Annotated in this window: 12 protein-coding genes; 6 read left to right on the forward strand and 6 right to left on the reverse strand. The window is 67.5% G+C overall.

Going from position 1 to position 15,928, the window contains the following annotated elements; all coding sequences use genetic code 11:
- Positions 1 to 23 precede the first annotated feature (23 nt).
- A complete protein-coding gene (locus ACAM54_RS18940) occupies positions 24 to 875 on the forward strand; it encodes a symmetrical bis(5'-nucleosyl)-tetraphosphatase (protein ID WP_369648581.1) in 852 nt (283 codons plus the stop codon).
- Positions 876 to 881: 6 nt separating this feature from the next.
- Here the strand turns inward: ACAM54_RS18940 and ACAM54_RS18945 are convergent, their stop codons facing one another.
- Positions 882 to 1,598, reverse strand: coding sequence for a GNAT family N-acetyltransferase (locus ACAM54_RS18945; protein ID WP_369648582.1), 717 nt, complete (start codon positions 1,596 to 1,598; stop codon positions 882 to 884).
- A 114-nt stretch (positions 1,599 to 1,712) separates the two neighbouring features.
- On the opposite strand from ACAM54_RS18945, the gene ACAM54_RS18950 reads away from it, so the two are divergent.
- From ACAM54_RS18950 to ACAM54_RS18970, 5 genes are all read left to right on the forward strand, one after another.
- Positions 1,713 to 3,188 (forward strand): PLP-dependent aminotransferase family protein, encoded by a 1,476-nt coding sequence (locus ACAM54_RS18950; RefSeq protein WP_369648583.1) that lies wholly within the window; start codon positions 1,713 to 1,715, stop codon positions 3,186 to 3,188.
- Between the two features lie 338 nt (positions 3,189 to 3,526).
- A complete protein-coding gene (locus ACAM54_RS18955) occupies positions 3,527 to 5,908 on the forward strand; it encodes a type VI secretion system Vgr family protein (protein ID WP_369648584.1) in 2,382 nt (793 codons plus the stop codon).
- Positions 5,909 to 5,912: 4 nt separating this feature from the next.
- Positions 5,913 to 6,995 carry a DUF4123 domain-containing protein gene (locus tag ACAM54_RS18960; protein WP_369648585.1) on the forward strand — a complete coding sequence of 361 codons (1,083 nt, stop codon included), beginning with the start codon at positions 5,913 to 5,915 and terminating at the stop codon, positions 6,993 to 6,995.
- Between the two features lie 17 nt (positions 6,996 to 7,012).
- Complete coding sequence (locus ACAM54_RS18965) at positions 7,013 to 9,673, forward strand: T6SS effector BTH_I2691 family protein (protein ID WP_369648586.1); 2,661 nt, start codon at positions 7,013 to 7,015, stop codon at positions 9,671 to 9,673.
- Positions 9,674 to 9,682: 9 nt separating this feature from the next.
- Positions 9,683 to 10,801, forward strand: a complete 1,119-nt coding sequence (locus tag ACAM54_RS18970) for a DUF6708 domain-containing protein (protein WP_369648587.1) — start codon at positions 9,683 to 9,685, stop codon at positions 10,799 to 10,801.
- Between the two features lie 69 nt (positions 10,802 to 10,870).
- On the opposite strand, the gene ACAM54_RS18975 is transcribed toward ACAM54_RS18970, so the two are convergent.
- Genes ACAM54_RS18975 through ACAM54_RS18995 form a run of 5 tightly spaced genes read right to left on the reverse strand, consistent with a single transcriptional unit; the run spans position 10,871 to position 15,913 of the window.
- Positions 10,871 to 11,836, reverse strand: coding sequence for an ABC transporter substrate-binding protein (locus ACAM54_RS18975; RefSeq protein ID WP_369648588.1), 966 nt, complete (start codon positions 11,834 to 11,836; stop codon positions 10,871 to 10,873).
- A 34-nt stretch (positions 11,837 to 11,870) separates the two neighbouring features.
- A complete protein-coding gene (locus ACAM54_RS18980; RefSeq protein ID WP_369648589.1) occupies positions 11,871 to 13,037 on the reverse strand; it encodes a cytochrome c in 1,167 nt (388 codons plus the stop codon).
- A 1-nt stretch (position 13,038) separates the two neighbouring features.
- On the reverse strand, positions 13,039 to 13,827 hold the full coding sequence (locus ACAM54_RS18985) for an ABC transporter ATP-binding protein (protein ID WP_369648590.1): 789 nt from the start codon (positions 13,825 to 13,827) through the stop codon (positions 13,039 to 13,041).
- Positions 13,821 to 14,903, reverse strand: coding sequence for an ABC transporter permease (locus ACAM54_RS18990; RefSeq protein ID WP_369648591.1), 1,083 nt, complete (start codon positions 14,901 to 14,903; stop codon positions 13,821 to 13,823). The genes ACAM54_RS18985 and ACAM54_RS18990 overlap by 7 nt, the downstream gene beginning before the upstream one ends.
- On the reverse strand, positions 14,900 to 15,913 hold the full coding sequence (locus ACAM54_RS18995) for an ABC transporter substrate-binding protein (protein WP_369648592.1): 1,014 nt from the start codon (positions 15,911 to 15,913) through the stop codon (positions 14,900 to 14,902). Before ACAM54_RS18995 ends, ACAM54_RS18990 begins: the two co-directional genes overlap by 4 nt.
- Between the last annotated feature and the right edge of the window lie 15 nt (positions 15,914 to 15,928).

Below are 15,928 nucleotides of genomic sequence, written 5' to 3' on the forward strand. Positions count from 1 at the left end.
GAACGGGGGGTGAAAATGAGGACATGGCACTTTACTTGATCGGAGATATCCAGGGCTGCGACGCCGCCCTTCAGAAACTGCTCGACAAGATCGGTTTTTCACCCAGCCGCGACACCCTCGTGCTGCTGGGCGACCTGGTCAACAGGGGCCCCGACTCGGCCGCCGTGCTGCGGCGCGTGCAGGGCTACGGCGCCTCGGCGCTGAGCCTGCTCGGCAACCACGACCTGCACCTGCTGGGCGTGGCGCACGGCGCGCGCAAGTCCAGCCGCAAGGACACGCTGGCCGGCCTGCTCGAAGCGCCCGACAGCGAAGCCATGCTCGAATGGGTGCGCCAGCAGCACATGGCGCTGCACATGCAGATCGATGGCGGCGACCTGCTCATGGTGCATGCCGGCGTGCTGCCGCAGTGGACGGTCGGCGACACGCTCGCGCTGGCGGCGGAGGTCGAATCGGTGCTGCGCGGCCCGGCGCTGGGCGAATTTTTGCTCGGCATGTACGGCAACGAGCCGGCGCAGTGGAGCGACACGCTCACCGGCGGCACGAGGCTGCGCGCCATCGTGAACGCGCTCACGCGGCTGCGCTTCTGCACCGCCGAGGGCGTGATGGAGTTCGAGAGCAAGGACGGCATGCTGCCCGGCCCCGAGGGCTTCATGCCCTGGTTCGACGTGCCCGGCCGCAAGACCGCCAATGCCACCATCGCCTTCGGCCACTGGTCCACGCTGGGCTGGCTCTCGCGGCCCGACCTGCTCTCCACCGACACCGGCTGCGTCTGGGGCGGCTGCCTCAGCGCGGTGCGCATTGGCGCGACGCTCGATGAACGCGAGCTGATCCAGGTCAAGTGCGAGCAGGCGCAAAAGCCCGGGCAGCCGGCCTGACTGGCCTCAGGCGCGCGGCAGCCGGAAGCGGTCGAGCGCCATGCGCTGCCGGCCCTCGGCATCGAAGTTCTCGGGGGCAAGCCAGCGCTCGAAGGCCGTGCGCAGCATCGGCCATTCGGCATCGGTGATCGAGAACCATGCGGTGTCGCGGCTGCGGCCCTTGTAGACGATCGCCTGCCGGAAGACGCCTTCGAACTGGAACCCCAGGCGCGCGGCCGCGCGCTTCGAAGGCTCGTTGAAGTTGTCGCACTTCCATTCGTAGCGCCGATAGCCGAGTTCGTCGAAGGCCAGCTTCATCAGCAGGTACTGCGCTTCGGTCGACATCGGCGTCTGCTTCAGCAGCGGAGAAAAAGTGACGCTGCCGACCTCGATCGCGCCGTGGACCGGGTCGATGCGCATCAGTGCGAGCGTGCCGATGGCCCGGCCGCTGCGCCGGTCGATCACCGCGAAGTGCATCGGATCGACGCTCTGTGCGGCGCGTTCGATGTGGGCCCGGGTGCTCGCCGGATCGATGGGCCGCTCGACGAACAGGTAGGTCCAGTCGCGGCCGTCGGGCGCCTGCGCGTAGGCCGCGTGGAGGTCGTCGGCGTGCCTGGCGGCGTCGAGCGGTTCGAGCACGCAGCACCGGCCTGCGATGGGGCGGCGCGGCGGCAGGGAGCGCGGCGTCCATCCGGGCACCAGGGGACCGATGGGTTGGCCGTATTCGTTGTGGCGAGCTGACATGGGAGGCTTTCGGAAGCAATGAGGCGGCAGTGCCGGGGAACGATAAAGTACGCCCTGCGTGGCTCCACCGGAAGCACCACGCTCGTTCAATTTCATGGTGCCACGTTTTCGCTCATGAGCAACCCGCCCCATCTTGCCGCCGCGGCACTGTTCGAATCCCCTCTGGCCAAGGAGCGCGAGGCCGGCCCGATGCAGCGCCAGCTGCACGAGCGCCTGAAGCGCGCCATTCTCGGCGGCGGCCTGGCGCCGGGCAGCCGGCTGCCCGGTTCGCGCGCGCTGGCCGAGGCACTCTCGATCTCCCGCAACACCGTCACTGCGGCCTACGAGCACCTGGCGGCCGAAGGCTATGTTCAGCCCGATCGAAAGGGCACGCGCGTGACCGAGCTGGCCCCGCCAGCAAAGTCCCTGCGCCCCGCCAGATCCGGTGCCGCACCGGCCGCGGCGCAGCGGCTCGTCCGCATCCAGCCCGGCACGCCCCGCGCCGAGATGGACGCGGCCTTGAGGCCCGGCATGCCCGCGCTCTCGCACTTTCCGGCGGCCGCATGGCGGCGCGCGATCGACCGCGCGATCCGCAATGCCAGCCCCGCCACGCTCGGCTATGGCGATCCGCTGGGCGAACCACCGCTGCGCGCGGCCATCACGCGGCACCTGGCCATTGCGCGCGGCGTGCGCTGCAAGCCGCACCAGGTCGTGATGGCCGAGGGCGCGCAGGAAGCCATCGCGCTGTGCGTGCGGCTGCTGTCGAACCCCGGCGATACCGGGTGGGTCGAAGACCCGGGCTACCGCGGCGCAAAGGCGGCCATGCACGCCGGCGACATGCGCATCGTGCCGATGCGCGTCGACGCCGAAGGCCTGTGCGCGAGCGAGCGCGAGTGGCAGAAGCACCCGCCCCGGCTGGTCTACACCACGCCTTCGCACCAGTACCCGGCCGGTGCGGTGCTGAGCATCGCGCGCCGCCTGGCGCTGATCGCGCAGGCGCGCCGGCATGACGCGTGGATCATCGAGGACGACTACGACAGCGAGTTCCGCCACGCCGGCGAACCCATCGGCGCGATGCAGGGGCTGGTGGACGACGCGCCGGTGCTCTACGTGGGCACCTTCAGCAAGACGATGTTTCCGTCGCTGCGGCTGGGCTTCGTGGTGCTGCCCGCGCCGCTCATGGCCGCGGTGCAGAAACCGCTCGAGGAAATGCTGCGCGGCGGGCACCGCCACGCGCAGCTCGCGATGGCCGACTTCATCGAGAGCGGCCAGTTCAGCCGGCACCTGGGCCGCATGCGGCGCCTCTATCGCGACCGGCAACAGGCGCTGCGGGCGGCGCTCGACAGGCATTTCAAGGTGCCGCACGAGATCGACGGCGGCCATTGCGGGCTGCACCTCACGGTGCGGCTGCCGCCGCGCTTCGACGACCGCCGCATCGCGGCCGATGCGCTGCGCTACCGGCTCGCGCCCGCCGCGCTGTCGGGCTTTGCGATCCGGCCGCGGCCTTCGGACAACGGGCTGGTGCTGGGCTATGGCAACACTTCAGCGGAACTTTTCGAGCCGCTGGTCAAGCGGCTGTCGCAACTGGCGCGTGCAGTGGAGCGCGGCTAGGAGTTCTTTCGTTTAAATAAAAAGTGCGGCCGAAATCCATTGACTACATACGTCGTATGAGTGCAATTGCTGCGCAATTCAAATCGCTGGTGCAACTGCAACAAAATCCCCAAAAAGCGAAAGAAGACTCGCGCCTTGCCACGCATTGAAATCGCATAATTGCGGTCGCTTGAAACGTCTTGTCGCAGCGCACGACGACACATCGAGAGCGGCCATTTCGCTCTCTTAAGCAAAAAGTAATCAACAAAAAGTCTGCAGGGAGTCCGCGTGAAAAACGCCATTGCGACATCGTCCGTCGCGTCCCCGGCGATCTTGTCGATCCCGTGGAGATGCAATCCGTGAGCCGCCGCGTCACCCTCCAGACACCGCTGGGCGAAGCACTGCAATTCCACCGCCTGGCGGGGCGCGAGGCGCTCAGCCAGCTGTACGCCTTCGACCTCGAACTGCTCGGGCGCCACAACGCGATCGACGCGAAGGCCCTGCTGGGCCAGCCCGCCACCGTGGTGATGGAAACCGAGAGCGGCGGCGTGCGCCACCTGGGCGGCCTCGTCACCCGCTTCGGCCTTGCGCGACAGGACGACCGCCAGGCCTTCTACGGCATGCGCCTGCGACCGTGGCTGTGGCTGGCCACGCGCCGCAGCGACTTCCGCATCTTCCAGGACCAGACCGTGCCCGAGATCGTTGCGGCCGTGCTCGGACGCTACGGCCACCCGCTCGAGCAGAAGCTCCACCGCAGCTACCGCGCCTGGACCTACTGCGTGCAGTACCACGAGGACGATTTTTCCTTCGTGTCCCGCCTCTGCGAACACGAAGGCATCTACTACTGGTTCCGCCACGAGGCCGGGCAGCAGGTGCTGGTCTTCGCCGACGACATCGCGGGTTCGCACGCCCCCTTGCCCGGCGGCGAGGCCGTGCGCTACCACCCGCACGAGAAGGCCGGCATGACCGGCGGGCTGGAGGCCAGTGAGCGCATCACCGAATGGACGTCCTCGGACGAAGTGCGCCCCGGCCACTACTACACCGACGACCACGACTTCGAGAAGCCCCGGGCCGACCTCACGAGCCTGCGGCAGATGCCGCCCGGGCACGACCACGACGATTTCGAGCGCTACGAATGGCCCGGCGGTTTCACCCAGCACGAGGACGGCGAGGCCTATGCGCGCATCCGCACCGAAGAGCAGCTGAGCGAACGCAGCCGGGCCAGCGGCCGTTCCAACCGGCGCGACCTGGCCCCGGGCCACCTCTTCAGGCTCACGCACCACCCGCGCGAGGACCAGAACCGCCAGCACCTGCTGCTGGCCGTGGACTACGAGCTGCAGGAGAACCTGCAGGCCAGCGAAGGCGCCGCCCCTTCCGAGGGCTCGGTGCAGCGCTTTGCCTTCGAGGCCCAGCCCACGAGCTATGCCTGGCGGCCGCGGCGCACCACGCCCAAGCCGCGCACCCGCGGCCCGCAGACGGCGATGGTGGTCGGCCCGGCGGGCGAGGAGATCTGGACCGACCGCTACGGCCGCATCAAGGTGCAGTTCCACTGGGATCGGCTCGGCCAGCGCGACGAGCATTCGAGCTGCTGGGTGCGCGTGTCCACATCCTGGGCCGGCGCCACCTTCGGCGCGGCCGCGCTGCCGCGCATCGGGCAGGAGGTGATCGTCGATTTCCTGAGCGGCGACCCCGACCACCCGATCGTCACCGGCCGGGTGCACAACGCCGACCAGATGCCGGCCTGGCAGCTGCCCCAGCAAAAGCAGCTCACGGGCATCCGAAGCCGCGAGCTGGGCGGCGGGCGCAGCAACCACCTCGCCCTCGATGATTCCAGCGGCAAGGTGCAGGCCCAGCTCAAGAGCGACCACCAGAGCTCCAGCCTGAGCCTGGGGCACATCGGCCGCCTCGACGACGTCACGGGCCGCAAGGACGACCGCGGCCAAGGGGCCGAGCTGCGCACCGACGGCCATGGCGCCCTGCGGGCCGGCCAGGGCCTGCTGCTGAGCACCGAGGCGCGGCCCAACGCCCAGGGCCACATCACCGACATGGCCGAGACCACCGCCCGGCTCACGCAGGGGCGCGACCTGCACGAGAGCCTGGGCCAGGCCGCGCAGCAGGCCCGGGCGCACGAGGCCGGCGACCAGGACGAGGTGGCCAAGGCACTCAAGGCACAGAACGACGCCATCGCGGGCAGCGGCGGCGACAAGGCGCACGGCCTCTTCCCCGAGTTCCAGGAGCCGCACCTGACCTTGGCCAGCCCCGCGGGCATCCAGACGACGACGCAGGGCTCGACCCACCTCGTGAGCGGCGAGCACACGGCCCTCACCAGCGGCGCGCACACCAGCATTGCCGCCGGCAACAGCTTCCTGGTGAGCGCCAAGGAGGCGGTGCGCCTGTCCGCCGCCAAGACCGGCATCCGCGTGACCGCGGCGAAGGCCGACATCGACATCACGGCCATGAAGGCCAGCATCCATGCGCTGGCCAAGCTCAACATCAAGCTGGAGGCCAACCGCATCACGATCACGGCCCGGGACGAGGTGCTGATCAACGGCGGCTCCAGCTACACCCGGTGGAATGCGGATGGCATCGAGAGCGGCACCAATGGGCAGTGGCGTGCGCATGCGGGCAGCCACAACCTCGCGGGGCCGGCCAGCCTGCCGGTCAAGCCGCACAGCGAATCGGAGTGCAAGCTCAGGGAAGGCGGCGCGTCCGACGAGGGCGCGGGCTCGTTGGCACGCTGACCCGATGGCATCCCCCGACACCTCCCCGGCGGACCCGCGCTGCGCCGCACTGGTTCGACACCTGAGAGCGGCATTCAACCCGGCGGCTCACTTGCTCGCCGCCGCCGGCGGACGCCCTCTGCGCGCCTATCTGTTGCTCGAACACTGGCAAGCCAATGCATTGACGGCCGCCATCGAGGACCGCTACCCCGCCATGGCTGAAGAGCGCGTGGCCGTGCCCGATCGCCACTTCGAGCACCGCGAGGACGACGCGCCTTGCCTCGTGCCGCTGCTGCAGGGCTGGGCCGCCCCGTCCACCGACCCGGCGGTCGTGCGCCTGATCGCCGAAGACCTCCCCGCATGGCTGACGCAAGCCTGGCTGCACGCAGAACAACGCCAGAGGCGACAACCCCTGTGCGGCGTACTCTTCAGCGAATCCAATGCCGTGGCCATTGCCAGCCACCTGGCGGACCTGGGCGATCAGCTGTCGCCTGCGGATGGCAGCGCGCGCCTCTTCCGCTATCAGGACCCTCGCGTGATGCAGCGCGCATGGCCCGGGCTGTCCGACGCACAGCGCCAACAGTGGCTCGGCCCCGTGCGCCGCTGGTGGACGCTGGAGCAGCCATGGCGGCCATGGTCCCTGGCCGACCTGGTGCAGCAGGACGTCATCGCGACCTCCCGCGAACCCGAATGGTTCCAGGCCTTCGTCAGACCCGACGACGCCGAAGCGCTGCCGTCATCCGCAGTCGGACGCCTAGGCTTCGACCTGGTGCAATGGCACGCAGCGCATTCCGCGCCGGCAGGCCACCGCGCCTGGGCACGCCTTGCCGGCAACGACGTGCCCGTCGACCGGCAACCGGACGGCGCCGCAATGAGCCGCATGCTGGCGCTGGGCCAGAAGCTCGGCTTGAACGACGACAACCTGGAGGACTTCGTGGAGGTCAGCTGGCGGGCACACCTGCCCCAGGACGCGAACCGCGAGGTCTGGTGGCAGTCGGCAAGCGAGGCCGACCTGCTCGCGCAGATTCTGGATGCGCTGCGCCGGCAGCCGGACGCCCGTTTCGGCACCCTGTACGCCGAAGCCCTGGCTGCGCGACACGCAAGATAGGAAAGAAGAGAAACCCGATGCCCTGCGCCACACCCTGCAAGAACTGCGACCGTAAAGGCCTGCCCATTCTGTTTGTCCGCTATGCAGCGGCCTACAGCGCGCAGGCCAAGGGCATGGAGGCCCTCAAGCCGCTGCAACCCAAGGGCCAGCTGCAGGCCACCCCTGGCGACATCGCCATGCAAACGGCGCTGTACAACGTGCGCATGCTGCGCGCGGGCTATCTCTACCTGCGCATCGAGCGCAAAGGCGTCAGCCCCGAGTGGCAGGGCTACATCGTGCATCCGCATGGCTACCTGGGCGAATTCCCGGTGGCGCTGCCGCAGGCGGCAGCCTCTCATCCGGCCTGCGAGATGGAGTTCCGCGGCGCCAACAGCTCCATGGTGTGGGTGGGCGACGCAAAGAACGTCACCAAGCTCGACTACATGTTCCACCCCGACCCGATCGACTACGAGCACTTGAAGAAAGAGATCGAGCCGAACCTGGGCAAATACATGCAAGGCTTCGACGTTGCAGGATGGGCGGGCGGGAGCACGAGCCAGAAGGACACGCTGCAGCCTGGACAGTTGAATGGGCAGGTGGTGGAGTTCAGCGCATCGAGCAGCGAGGCGGTCCGCGATGCGTGCGAGCCCCTCATGTATGGCTTGATGGGCAGCAATGCGCAGGAGCGGGGTTGGGGAGACTATGAGGAACAGGTGGAAGTCCGGACGCCGGCGGTTACAGCCATGGGTGACTTCACCGGGACCGAGGACGTGTCCTACGACACCCGCAAACGCACCGGTCCAACTTACGACAAAGCCCATGGCAAGCGGCTGAGGAAGATGGTCGAGTTTCTGCAGACCCACAAGGGAGCGGTCGTGGCCTGCAGCGATGCCATTGGTATTTGCCAGGAGTTGGGACAATTGCAATCCGAGGTGCAGGTCACCTATACCCATTGGCAAGTGCACCAAGCGAAAGGGTTCGCTACGGACGTCACAAACGAATGGGTGCTCCAAACGGCGATCGGTGCGCAAAGCCTGCGCGACCTGATCAAGAAGGGGGCCGCGATATCCGTGAACAGGGGCTACGAAGAATCCAAGATGTTTTACGCCCCATTGCCGCACGATCCACGCGAACGCGCGGCGGCACTTGCTACGCGCAACGAAAACCGGGAGTACAACAGAAAAAGAGCACTGGATGAATCCATCAAGGAAATCGACGAGAAGTTCACGGAGCTCTTCGATGCCGCCACAGCCAAGACCTTCCTGGAGCACACCCACAAGCCCGCGTACGACCGCCTTTCCGCCTTGCGCGACAGACTCGGACTTGATCAAGGCAACTGGCTCGCCGGCGCGGAAACCAGGAAGGCAATGGACCGCTACAGCAGCAAGGACAACAAGATCGACAAGCCGGGCGGTGGTGCCAGTTTGAGCCTGCAGCTTGCCCAATGCATGGGCAACCTGGAGAGCCACGCCTGGGGACGAACATGGCTTCAAAAGATCGCTCTCTGGGACGATCACGCACTGTCCCGCATGCTGTCTTTCAACAGCAGCACGCTCAAGGCCACCTACAAGGAAATCGATGGTGCACCGAAGCCTCTGCCGGCGCCGGATCCCGAAACCGCGCTCGCCGACGGGCTGGCCAATACTCTCAAGCTCGTCGCAGGCCGTTTGGCGCTGGGAGACAAGGCACTGGGTTTCATCGAGCAAGCGAACCAACCCGACGCACCGGCCTTGCTGCGAAAATCGGCTTGGGTCGGTCATGTGTTCTCCCTGCTGAGCGCGCGAGCGATGACCGGCATCAACGACCTGCCCGCCTCGGCCATCGGCGCCCGGCTGACACAGCATTTGGCACTTGCCGGCATGAGCACCATGGGCAGCACCGTGCAAGATGAAGTCGCACAGCTCAGGAGCGACGTCGCCGACAACGCCAAGCGTATCGAGCTGCGCGCCAGAAAGCTGCAGGGTCTCGCCGCACCAACCACCCGTGCAGGCAAAGCAGAGGCGCTGCGGCGCGCTCGCAAAGCTGCACCCGGCACGCGCGCTGCCATGCTGGGTGGACTGTTCGATGTGGCGAGCGCCATCATCAAGGGCAATCAGTTCGGCACCAAGTTGGACGCGCGCAGCGGCGCCGACCTGATGGGACAGACCCTTCAAGGCATCGGCAGCCTGTACGACTGGCGAGCCAAGGCCTATGACGACACGATCTACAAGGGAGTGAAGAGTGCGGACATCTACAAGTACAAGGCCCTACAGCAAGGGCTGGACTCGATCAACGCCGCGCATCTGAGGAGCCTGCGACTGACGGCTTTCAAGTTTCTGGGGCCGGCAGCGGCGGTGTCGGCGGTGCTGGATGCTATGGATGCGTGGAAATCGAGAGAGCGGGGCAACAATGCTTTGTATGCGGCCCAAGTTGCAAGTGCCGCCGGAACAGTGTTCACCATTCTCGGCACCGGCGCTGCAGTCCTCGGCGTCAGCAGCGCAGCCTGGGCCGCTGCCGCCGTTGTATTGGGCCTAGTTGGTGCCGTCCTGGTCATCGGCGCAACCATCGCGATCTTGCTTCTAAGCGAAGACAAATGGATCACTTGGTTGCGCGACATTCCTTTAAGCGTGAATCGCAAAGGCCAGAAACCAATTCATCACGACCTGCAAGAGACGCTGCAGGAACTGAGTAACGTGCAGGCCGAACTGCACCCTACTTGAGAACCCTTCATGTTCGTTCGAGAAAACAGCTACTGGCTGGCCAGGCGCCGCTCCCCCGAAAAAGGCCGCGCCCACATCAACCTGCAAGGGCAAAAACACTGGCCGACCCAGCGCTCCGGTGCGCGCGGTGTCGAGATGCCAGGTCGGGCTGCCTACGCCCAGAACGATGCGTACCTGGAACTGTGCAACCCGGGTTGGGATTTGCAGTGGCGTGCCGGAATGGGGAATCTCTATGTCCTCCTGCCGGCTCTCGTGCTGATATGGATGTGGTATGGATTGGCCATTCACCCATTGCTGTTCAATCAGATCATCTTCTTCTTCGTGAGAAGCGATCGTGTTTCGTCAACGGATCTGTGGCTCGGCTGGCTCCTGCTATTTCCCCTCGCATCGGCCAGCGCCTTCATGATCTTCGCGTGGTTCCATTACATGGGCATGCGCACCTGCTTCTTCACCCATGCCCGGGGACGCATCCGCTTCAACCGGCTCACCCGCAAGGTGTATGTGCTGCGGCCTGCCTACTGCGGCGGCAACGTGGTGCTGGACTGGGAGCGCCTGGTGGCATTGCTCGAATCCGAAGGGGCCAGCGCAGGCGCCAAGCAGACCATCAAGGCGCTGGCGCTTTACCACCCGCCGTTCAATCCGACCGATCCGAGCGCTGAGGGCGAAGACTGCATCTTCGTCGGACCGGGGCTGTCGGGTCCGCAAGAGGCAGCGTCCCTGTGGGAGTACATCCGCCAATACATGGAGGCCGGCCCCACGGTCGATCACGTGCCTGCCGATGCTTCCTCTACCTACAAAGGCATCGCCCGCTACCTGCATCCGGACTACACCACCTATTGCAGCAAGCCGAGCCGGCGCCAGTACCAACTGGAGCAGAAACCGGGCTTCATGGAAACAAGCTTCCACATGATGAGCCAAGTGACTTGCTCATGGCCTACGTTCCCGAAGGAATGGCAAAGCGATTCAGGCATGGGCGAACCGGAAGACAAGCCGGTACAGGCAGGCGCTGTGATGACGGCACTTGTCTACCGGGCACAAGGCAAGCTGAGCAAGGCCGACGAAATCGAGTTCCTGCAGCACTGGGGAACGGCCGAGGCGCTGCAAGAAGCGATGTCGCGCAAGGCGTGAAGCGACCGCGCAAGCACCGCGCGCCGGACGTATCTGTGCGAATGCCAAACGCGGCCCTGCGCTTCTTGCTCAGCCCGCCACGCCAAACCCCGTGTCGAATGTGCTCTTCACATCGAGCGGCTGCTTGATGAGCCCCACCTGGCGGTAGAAATCCGCCGTGCCTTGCTGGTCGGCAATGACCTGCGCATCGATGGGCACCCACTTCTGCTGGCGGCGCTCGAACTGCAGCTTGGCCGCCTCGGGCGGAATGCCGATGATGCGGGCCAGCGCGGCCGAATAGGCATCGACGTTGCGGTACGACCAGAGCTGGGCCTTCACCACGCGCTGCAGAAAGTCCTGCAGCACCGGCCGCTTGGCGGCAATGGCTGCATCGGTGGCCGCGAGGTAGCTGAGCCCCGGCAGCAGCCCGCGCCCGCTCACGAGCACGCGCGCATGGCGGCTGACCTCGGCCAGCGCGGTGTAGGGCTCCCAGGTGGCCCAGGCGTCGACCGAGCCCTGCGTGAGCGCGAGCTTGGCGTCGGCCGGCGCGAGGAAGCGGATGTTGACGTCCTCGGGCTTCAGGCCGGCCGCAGTGATGGCCTTGAGCGTGACGTAGTGGCCGATGGAGCCGCGGTTGGTCGCGATGCTCCTGCCCCTGAGATCGGCGGCGGTCTTGAGCGGCGAATCGGGCCGCACCAGCACTGCCGTGCCGTACGAATCCGAACGGTTCGCGCCGATGGCCTTGACGCGCGTGCCGGCCGCAAGCGCAAAGATGAGCGGCGCATCGCCGATGGGACCGGAATCGACCGCCGCGGCATTCAGCGCCTCGGCCAGCGGCGCAGCCGCGGGGAACTCGGACCACTGGATGTCGTAGCCCAGGCCTTCGAGTCCACCTGCCGCTTCGAGCAGCGCGCGCAGCCCGCCCTTCTGGTCGCCGGCCTTGAGAAGGGGGCGGCCCTGTGCGCGGGCCTGCAATGAGAAGGCGGGCAAGGCCACGGCGGCGGTGAGGCCGCGTGCAAGGAACTGCCGGCGTGATCGGTCGAGATGTGGGTTCATGGGTTCTCCGTGTTCAGTCGAGACAAGAAAAAAGTCAGTGGATGAAGCCGCCCTTGACGAAGCGCACCGGCTGCGCGTCCATGCGGGCAATCAGCGCGCCCAGGCCGTCGGCAGGCAGTGCAGCAGCGCCCTGCTCCACCGCGTCGGGCGCACGCTCGCTGCGGCACAGCAGGTCGTCGTCCGACCAGCCCGCCTTGCCGGGCGCACCACGTGCGCGCAGCCAGCCGTCGCGATCGGCAATGAGCTGGGTGCCGGCCAGTTGCTCGGTGCCGGCGATGAGCGCCAGCGCCTCCCATCCGGCGGCGGAGTCGGCCACGCAATCGGCAGCCGTTGCAACCGCGCTCGCAGGCGGCCGCAGCAGCACGGTCACGAGGCGCGGGTCTTCGGCCGGCACCGCGCCGCCCGCCACGATGCGCACGCGCTGCCCGCGCCAGCTCGCGAGCAGCCGTGGCGGCTGTGAACCGCAGCGCACCGCCATGTCGGGCAGGCCGATGGGTTGCGGCCAGCTGCCAAGCGCACGCAGGCTCTGGCCCGCGCCCTGCGCCTTCATGTAGTCGACCAGCGCCCAGGCGTCGGCCTCACCGAGCTTTCCGGCGAAGCCGGGCATCGTGGGTTGGCCGCCCTGCTGCGCATCGCGCGTGCCGTGGAGGATGCGCCAGAGCAGGTCGCCATCGGCGCGCCGCCACAGCAACGGACCGCTGAGGTCCGGCGGCCACACCGCCAGCGAGGCTGCGAGCGGGCCTTCGCCCTTGCCGTCCGCACCGTGGCAGGCCACGCAGTTCTGTTGGTAGATCACACGGCCCCGGGCGATGGATTCGGCCGTGAAGCCGGTCGGCGATGCCTGAAAGCTGGTGGGCGTTGCAGGCACCAGCACGACGCGCGACTCGGGCCAGGGCGCTGCGATCAGCAGCATCGGCACCAGCGCGAGAAAGTAGAAGCGCAGGCGCGGCCAGAGCAGCGCGAGCAGCAAAGCGAGCACCGCCACTGCGACGAACACCAGCGTCCACGCCAAGCTGCGCGCCTGTCCCAGGTCGATCAGCAGGTTCTCGCCCGACAGCCGCCGCGCCCACGGCCACGCCGGCTGGCCGTGCACATGCTGCGCGAGCCCGAGTGCATCGAGCACGCGCAGCAGCTGCAGCTGGGCGCCTTGCAGCAGGCCGATCAGCAGGTTGAGCCAATCGGCCTCGGGCGTGCTGTTCATCTCACCAGGTGGCGTCGAGCCCCAGGTGCCGCAACGCCTCGTGCCGCAGTTCGGCGAGCCTCGCATGGCCGCGGTGCCGCGGATACGGCAGGTCGACCACGATCTCCGCCGCAATGCGCGCCGGCCGGTCGCTGAGCACGATCACGCGGTTGGCGAGGAACAGCGCCTCCTCCACGTCGTGCGTCACCAGCAGCGCCGAGAAGCCCGCGCGCTGCCACAGGTTGACCAGCTCGCTCTGCATCGCGATGCGCGTGAGCGAGTCGAGCTTGCCGAGCGGCTCGTCGAGCACCAGCAGCTGTGGATCGTTGACCAGCGCACGCGCCAGCGCCACGCGCTGCGCCATGCCGCCCGAGAGCTGGTGCGGAAAGGCCTTGGCAAAGTCGGCGAGGCCGACAAGCTTCAGCGCCTCGTCGACGCGGCCGCGCTGCGCCTTGAGCACGCCGCGCGCCTGCAGGCCCAGCGCCACGTTGTCCCACACGCTGCGCCAGGGGTAGAGCGTCGGGTCCTGGAACACGACGATGCGCGAGGGGTCGGGCCGCGTGATGGGCGCATCGTCCTGCGTGATGCGGCCGGCCGTGGCAGGCTCGAGCCCCGCCACCAGGCGCAGCAGCGTCGACTTGCCGCAGCCGCTCGGCCCCAGCAGCGCGACGAACTCGCCGGGCTTCACCGTGAGGTCGATGTCGTCGAGCACCTGCAGCGGCCCCGCAGGCACATCGAACCAATGGCTCACGCCGCGGATGTCGATGTGCGCGCCGGCCTGGCGCACGTTTGCATCGGCAATGGCTACCATTTCACGGTCCCCTTCTGCCACGACAGCACGCGGTCGCGCACCTTGAAGAGCAGCGTGATCAGGCCCGAGCACAGCACGGCCATCACGATCAGCGCGGCGTACATGTTCGAGTACGAGGCCCAGCCCTGCGCCCACGAAAGATAGAAGCCCAGCCCGGCCTTCACACCCATCATCTCGGCCGTGACGAGCACCGAGAACGCCGCGCCCAGCCCCATGAAAAGGCCCACGAACACTTGCGGCAAGGCAGCCGGAATCGCCACGCGCAGCACCAGGAAGCGCTCGCTCGCGCCCATGGTGCGCGCCACGTCGTAGTAGTTGCGGTTGACCGAAGCGACACCCGACCAGGTGAGCACCGCCACAGGAAAGCCCGTGGCGAGCGCGATCAGGAACACCGCGGCCGCATAGCTCGACGGAAAGAAGAAGAACGCCAGCGGCAGCAGCGCCGAAGCCGGCACCGGCCCCACGAAGCGCAGCACCGGATGCACCCAGTAGCCCGCGATGCGCGACCAGCCGATGGTCACGCCCGTGAGAAAGCCCGCGAGCGCGCCCAGCACGAAGCCGTGGGCCAGCAGCCGGGTCGAGTGCAGCAGGCTTTCTCCGAGGCGGCGCCAGTCGTCGATGTAGGTCTCGACCAGGCTTTGCGGCGGCGCGAAGAACGGCGTGGGGAGCAGCGCGAGCTTGGCGGTCGCGATCTCCCAGATGGCGAACAGCACGGGCAGCGCGACCAGCCATGGGCCCGCGGGCCGCAGCGTGCGCGCAACGCGGCCGGCGCGCGGCCCAAGCGATGCAACGGCCAGCAGCAATGCGCCCACCGCAATGGCGGCGATGCCGAACTCGTCGGTGTAGGCCCAGTCGCTGAAGCCGACGGGCTTGTTCGGCCAGCAGAGCGTGAGCAGGCCCAGGGCGAACCATGCCGCAGCGGCGGCGAAGCCGATGCCCCATGCGGGCGCAGCTGCTTGAATGCGGGTCGATGTCGAAGCAGGAGCCGGCGCGCGTTCGGGCGCCGCGGCTCCCACCCTCGCCCTCCCCCGGAAGGGGAGTGAATCGAAGCCCAATGCGGGGTCTGGGGTGCTCATGCGAGTGGATCGAAAGAGACGTGTTCGGCAAAGCGCACCGGATCGGTGGTCTTCTTGAGCACGCCGACACCGCGGAAATCGCGCGCGTAGAACTCCACCTCGTCGCGCAGGTTCTTGCCGAGCGGATGGTGGCTGTGCGTGAGCGTGCCGAGCAGCGCACGCAGGTCTTCCACCGGCACCTTGGGCGAATACTTCGCAAACAGCTTCGCCGATTCGTTCGGGTTCTCGGCCACGTAGTCGGAGGCTTGCGCGATGGCGCGCACGAGGGCCGCGACGGTCGGCTTGTCCTTGCGCACCAGTTCGCCGCGCGCGCCGACGATGCAGCAGACCTTGTCCTTGTATTCGCCCGAGAGGTTGCTCGCAATCTCCACGAAGGCGCCCTTGTTGCGCTTCTCGATCAGGTAGACGTTGGGGTCGCCATCGGCAATGGCGTGGATCTCGCCCTTCTGCACCGCGATGTCGAGCAGGTCGGCCGGGTACTGGCGCCAGGTCACGTCCTTGTCGGCGTCGATGCCGTTCTTCGCGAGCAGGATCGAGAAGAAGTTCTTGCCCGGGCTCGCGATGTCCGACACGCCGATGATCTTGCCCTTGAGGCTCGCAAGGCTGGTCGCGCCCGCGTTCTTCGCACCCACCAGCCGCACGCAGCCGCCGTGCGAGCTGCCGACGATCTTCACGTCGAAGCCCGACTCCAGCGGCTTGAGCCAGCGGTGGATCATGCCCACCGCCGCATCGGCCTTGGCCGTGGCCAGCGACTCCAGCAGCTGGTCGGTGGAGCCGGTGTAGTTGATCAGGTCCACCTGCAGGCCATTGCGCTCGAAGTAGCCGCGCTCCTGTGCAACGACGACGGGCGAGAGGCAGAACGCGGCGGCGTTCCATGCAAAAGTGAGCTTGCGTGCCTGCTGCGAGAAGGCCTGCGAGGCGATCAGGCCGCCCGAGGCGACCACGGCAGCGGCGCCGCCTGCGCGCAGGACACCCCGGCGCGATATAGGGCGTGAAAGAGATGCGGTCATCGGGAACTCCAGTAG

It is taken from the genome of Variovorax sp. V93 (genome assembly GCF_041154485.1).
Classification (GTDB): domain Bacteria; phylum Pseudomonadota; class Gammaproteobacteria; order Burkholderiales; family Burkholderiaceae_C; genus Variovorax; species Variovorax beijingensis_A.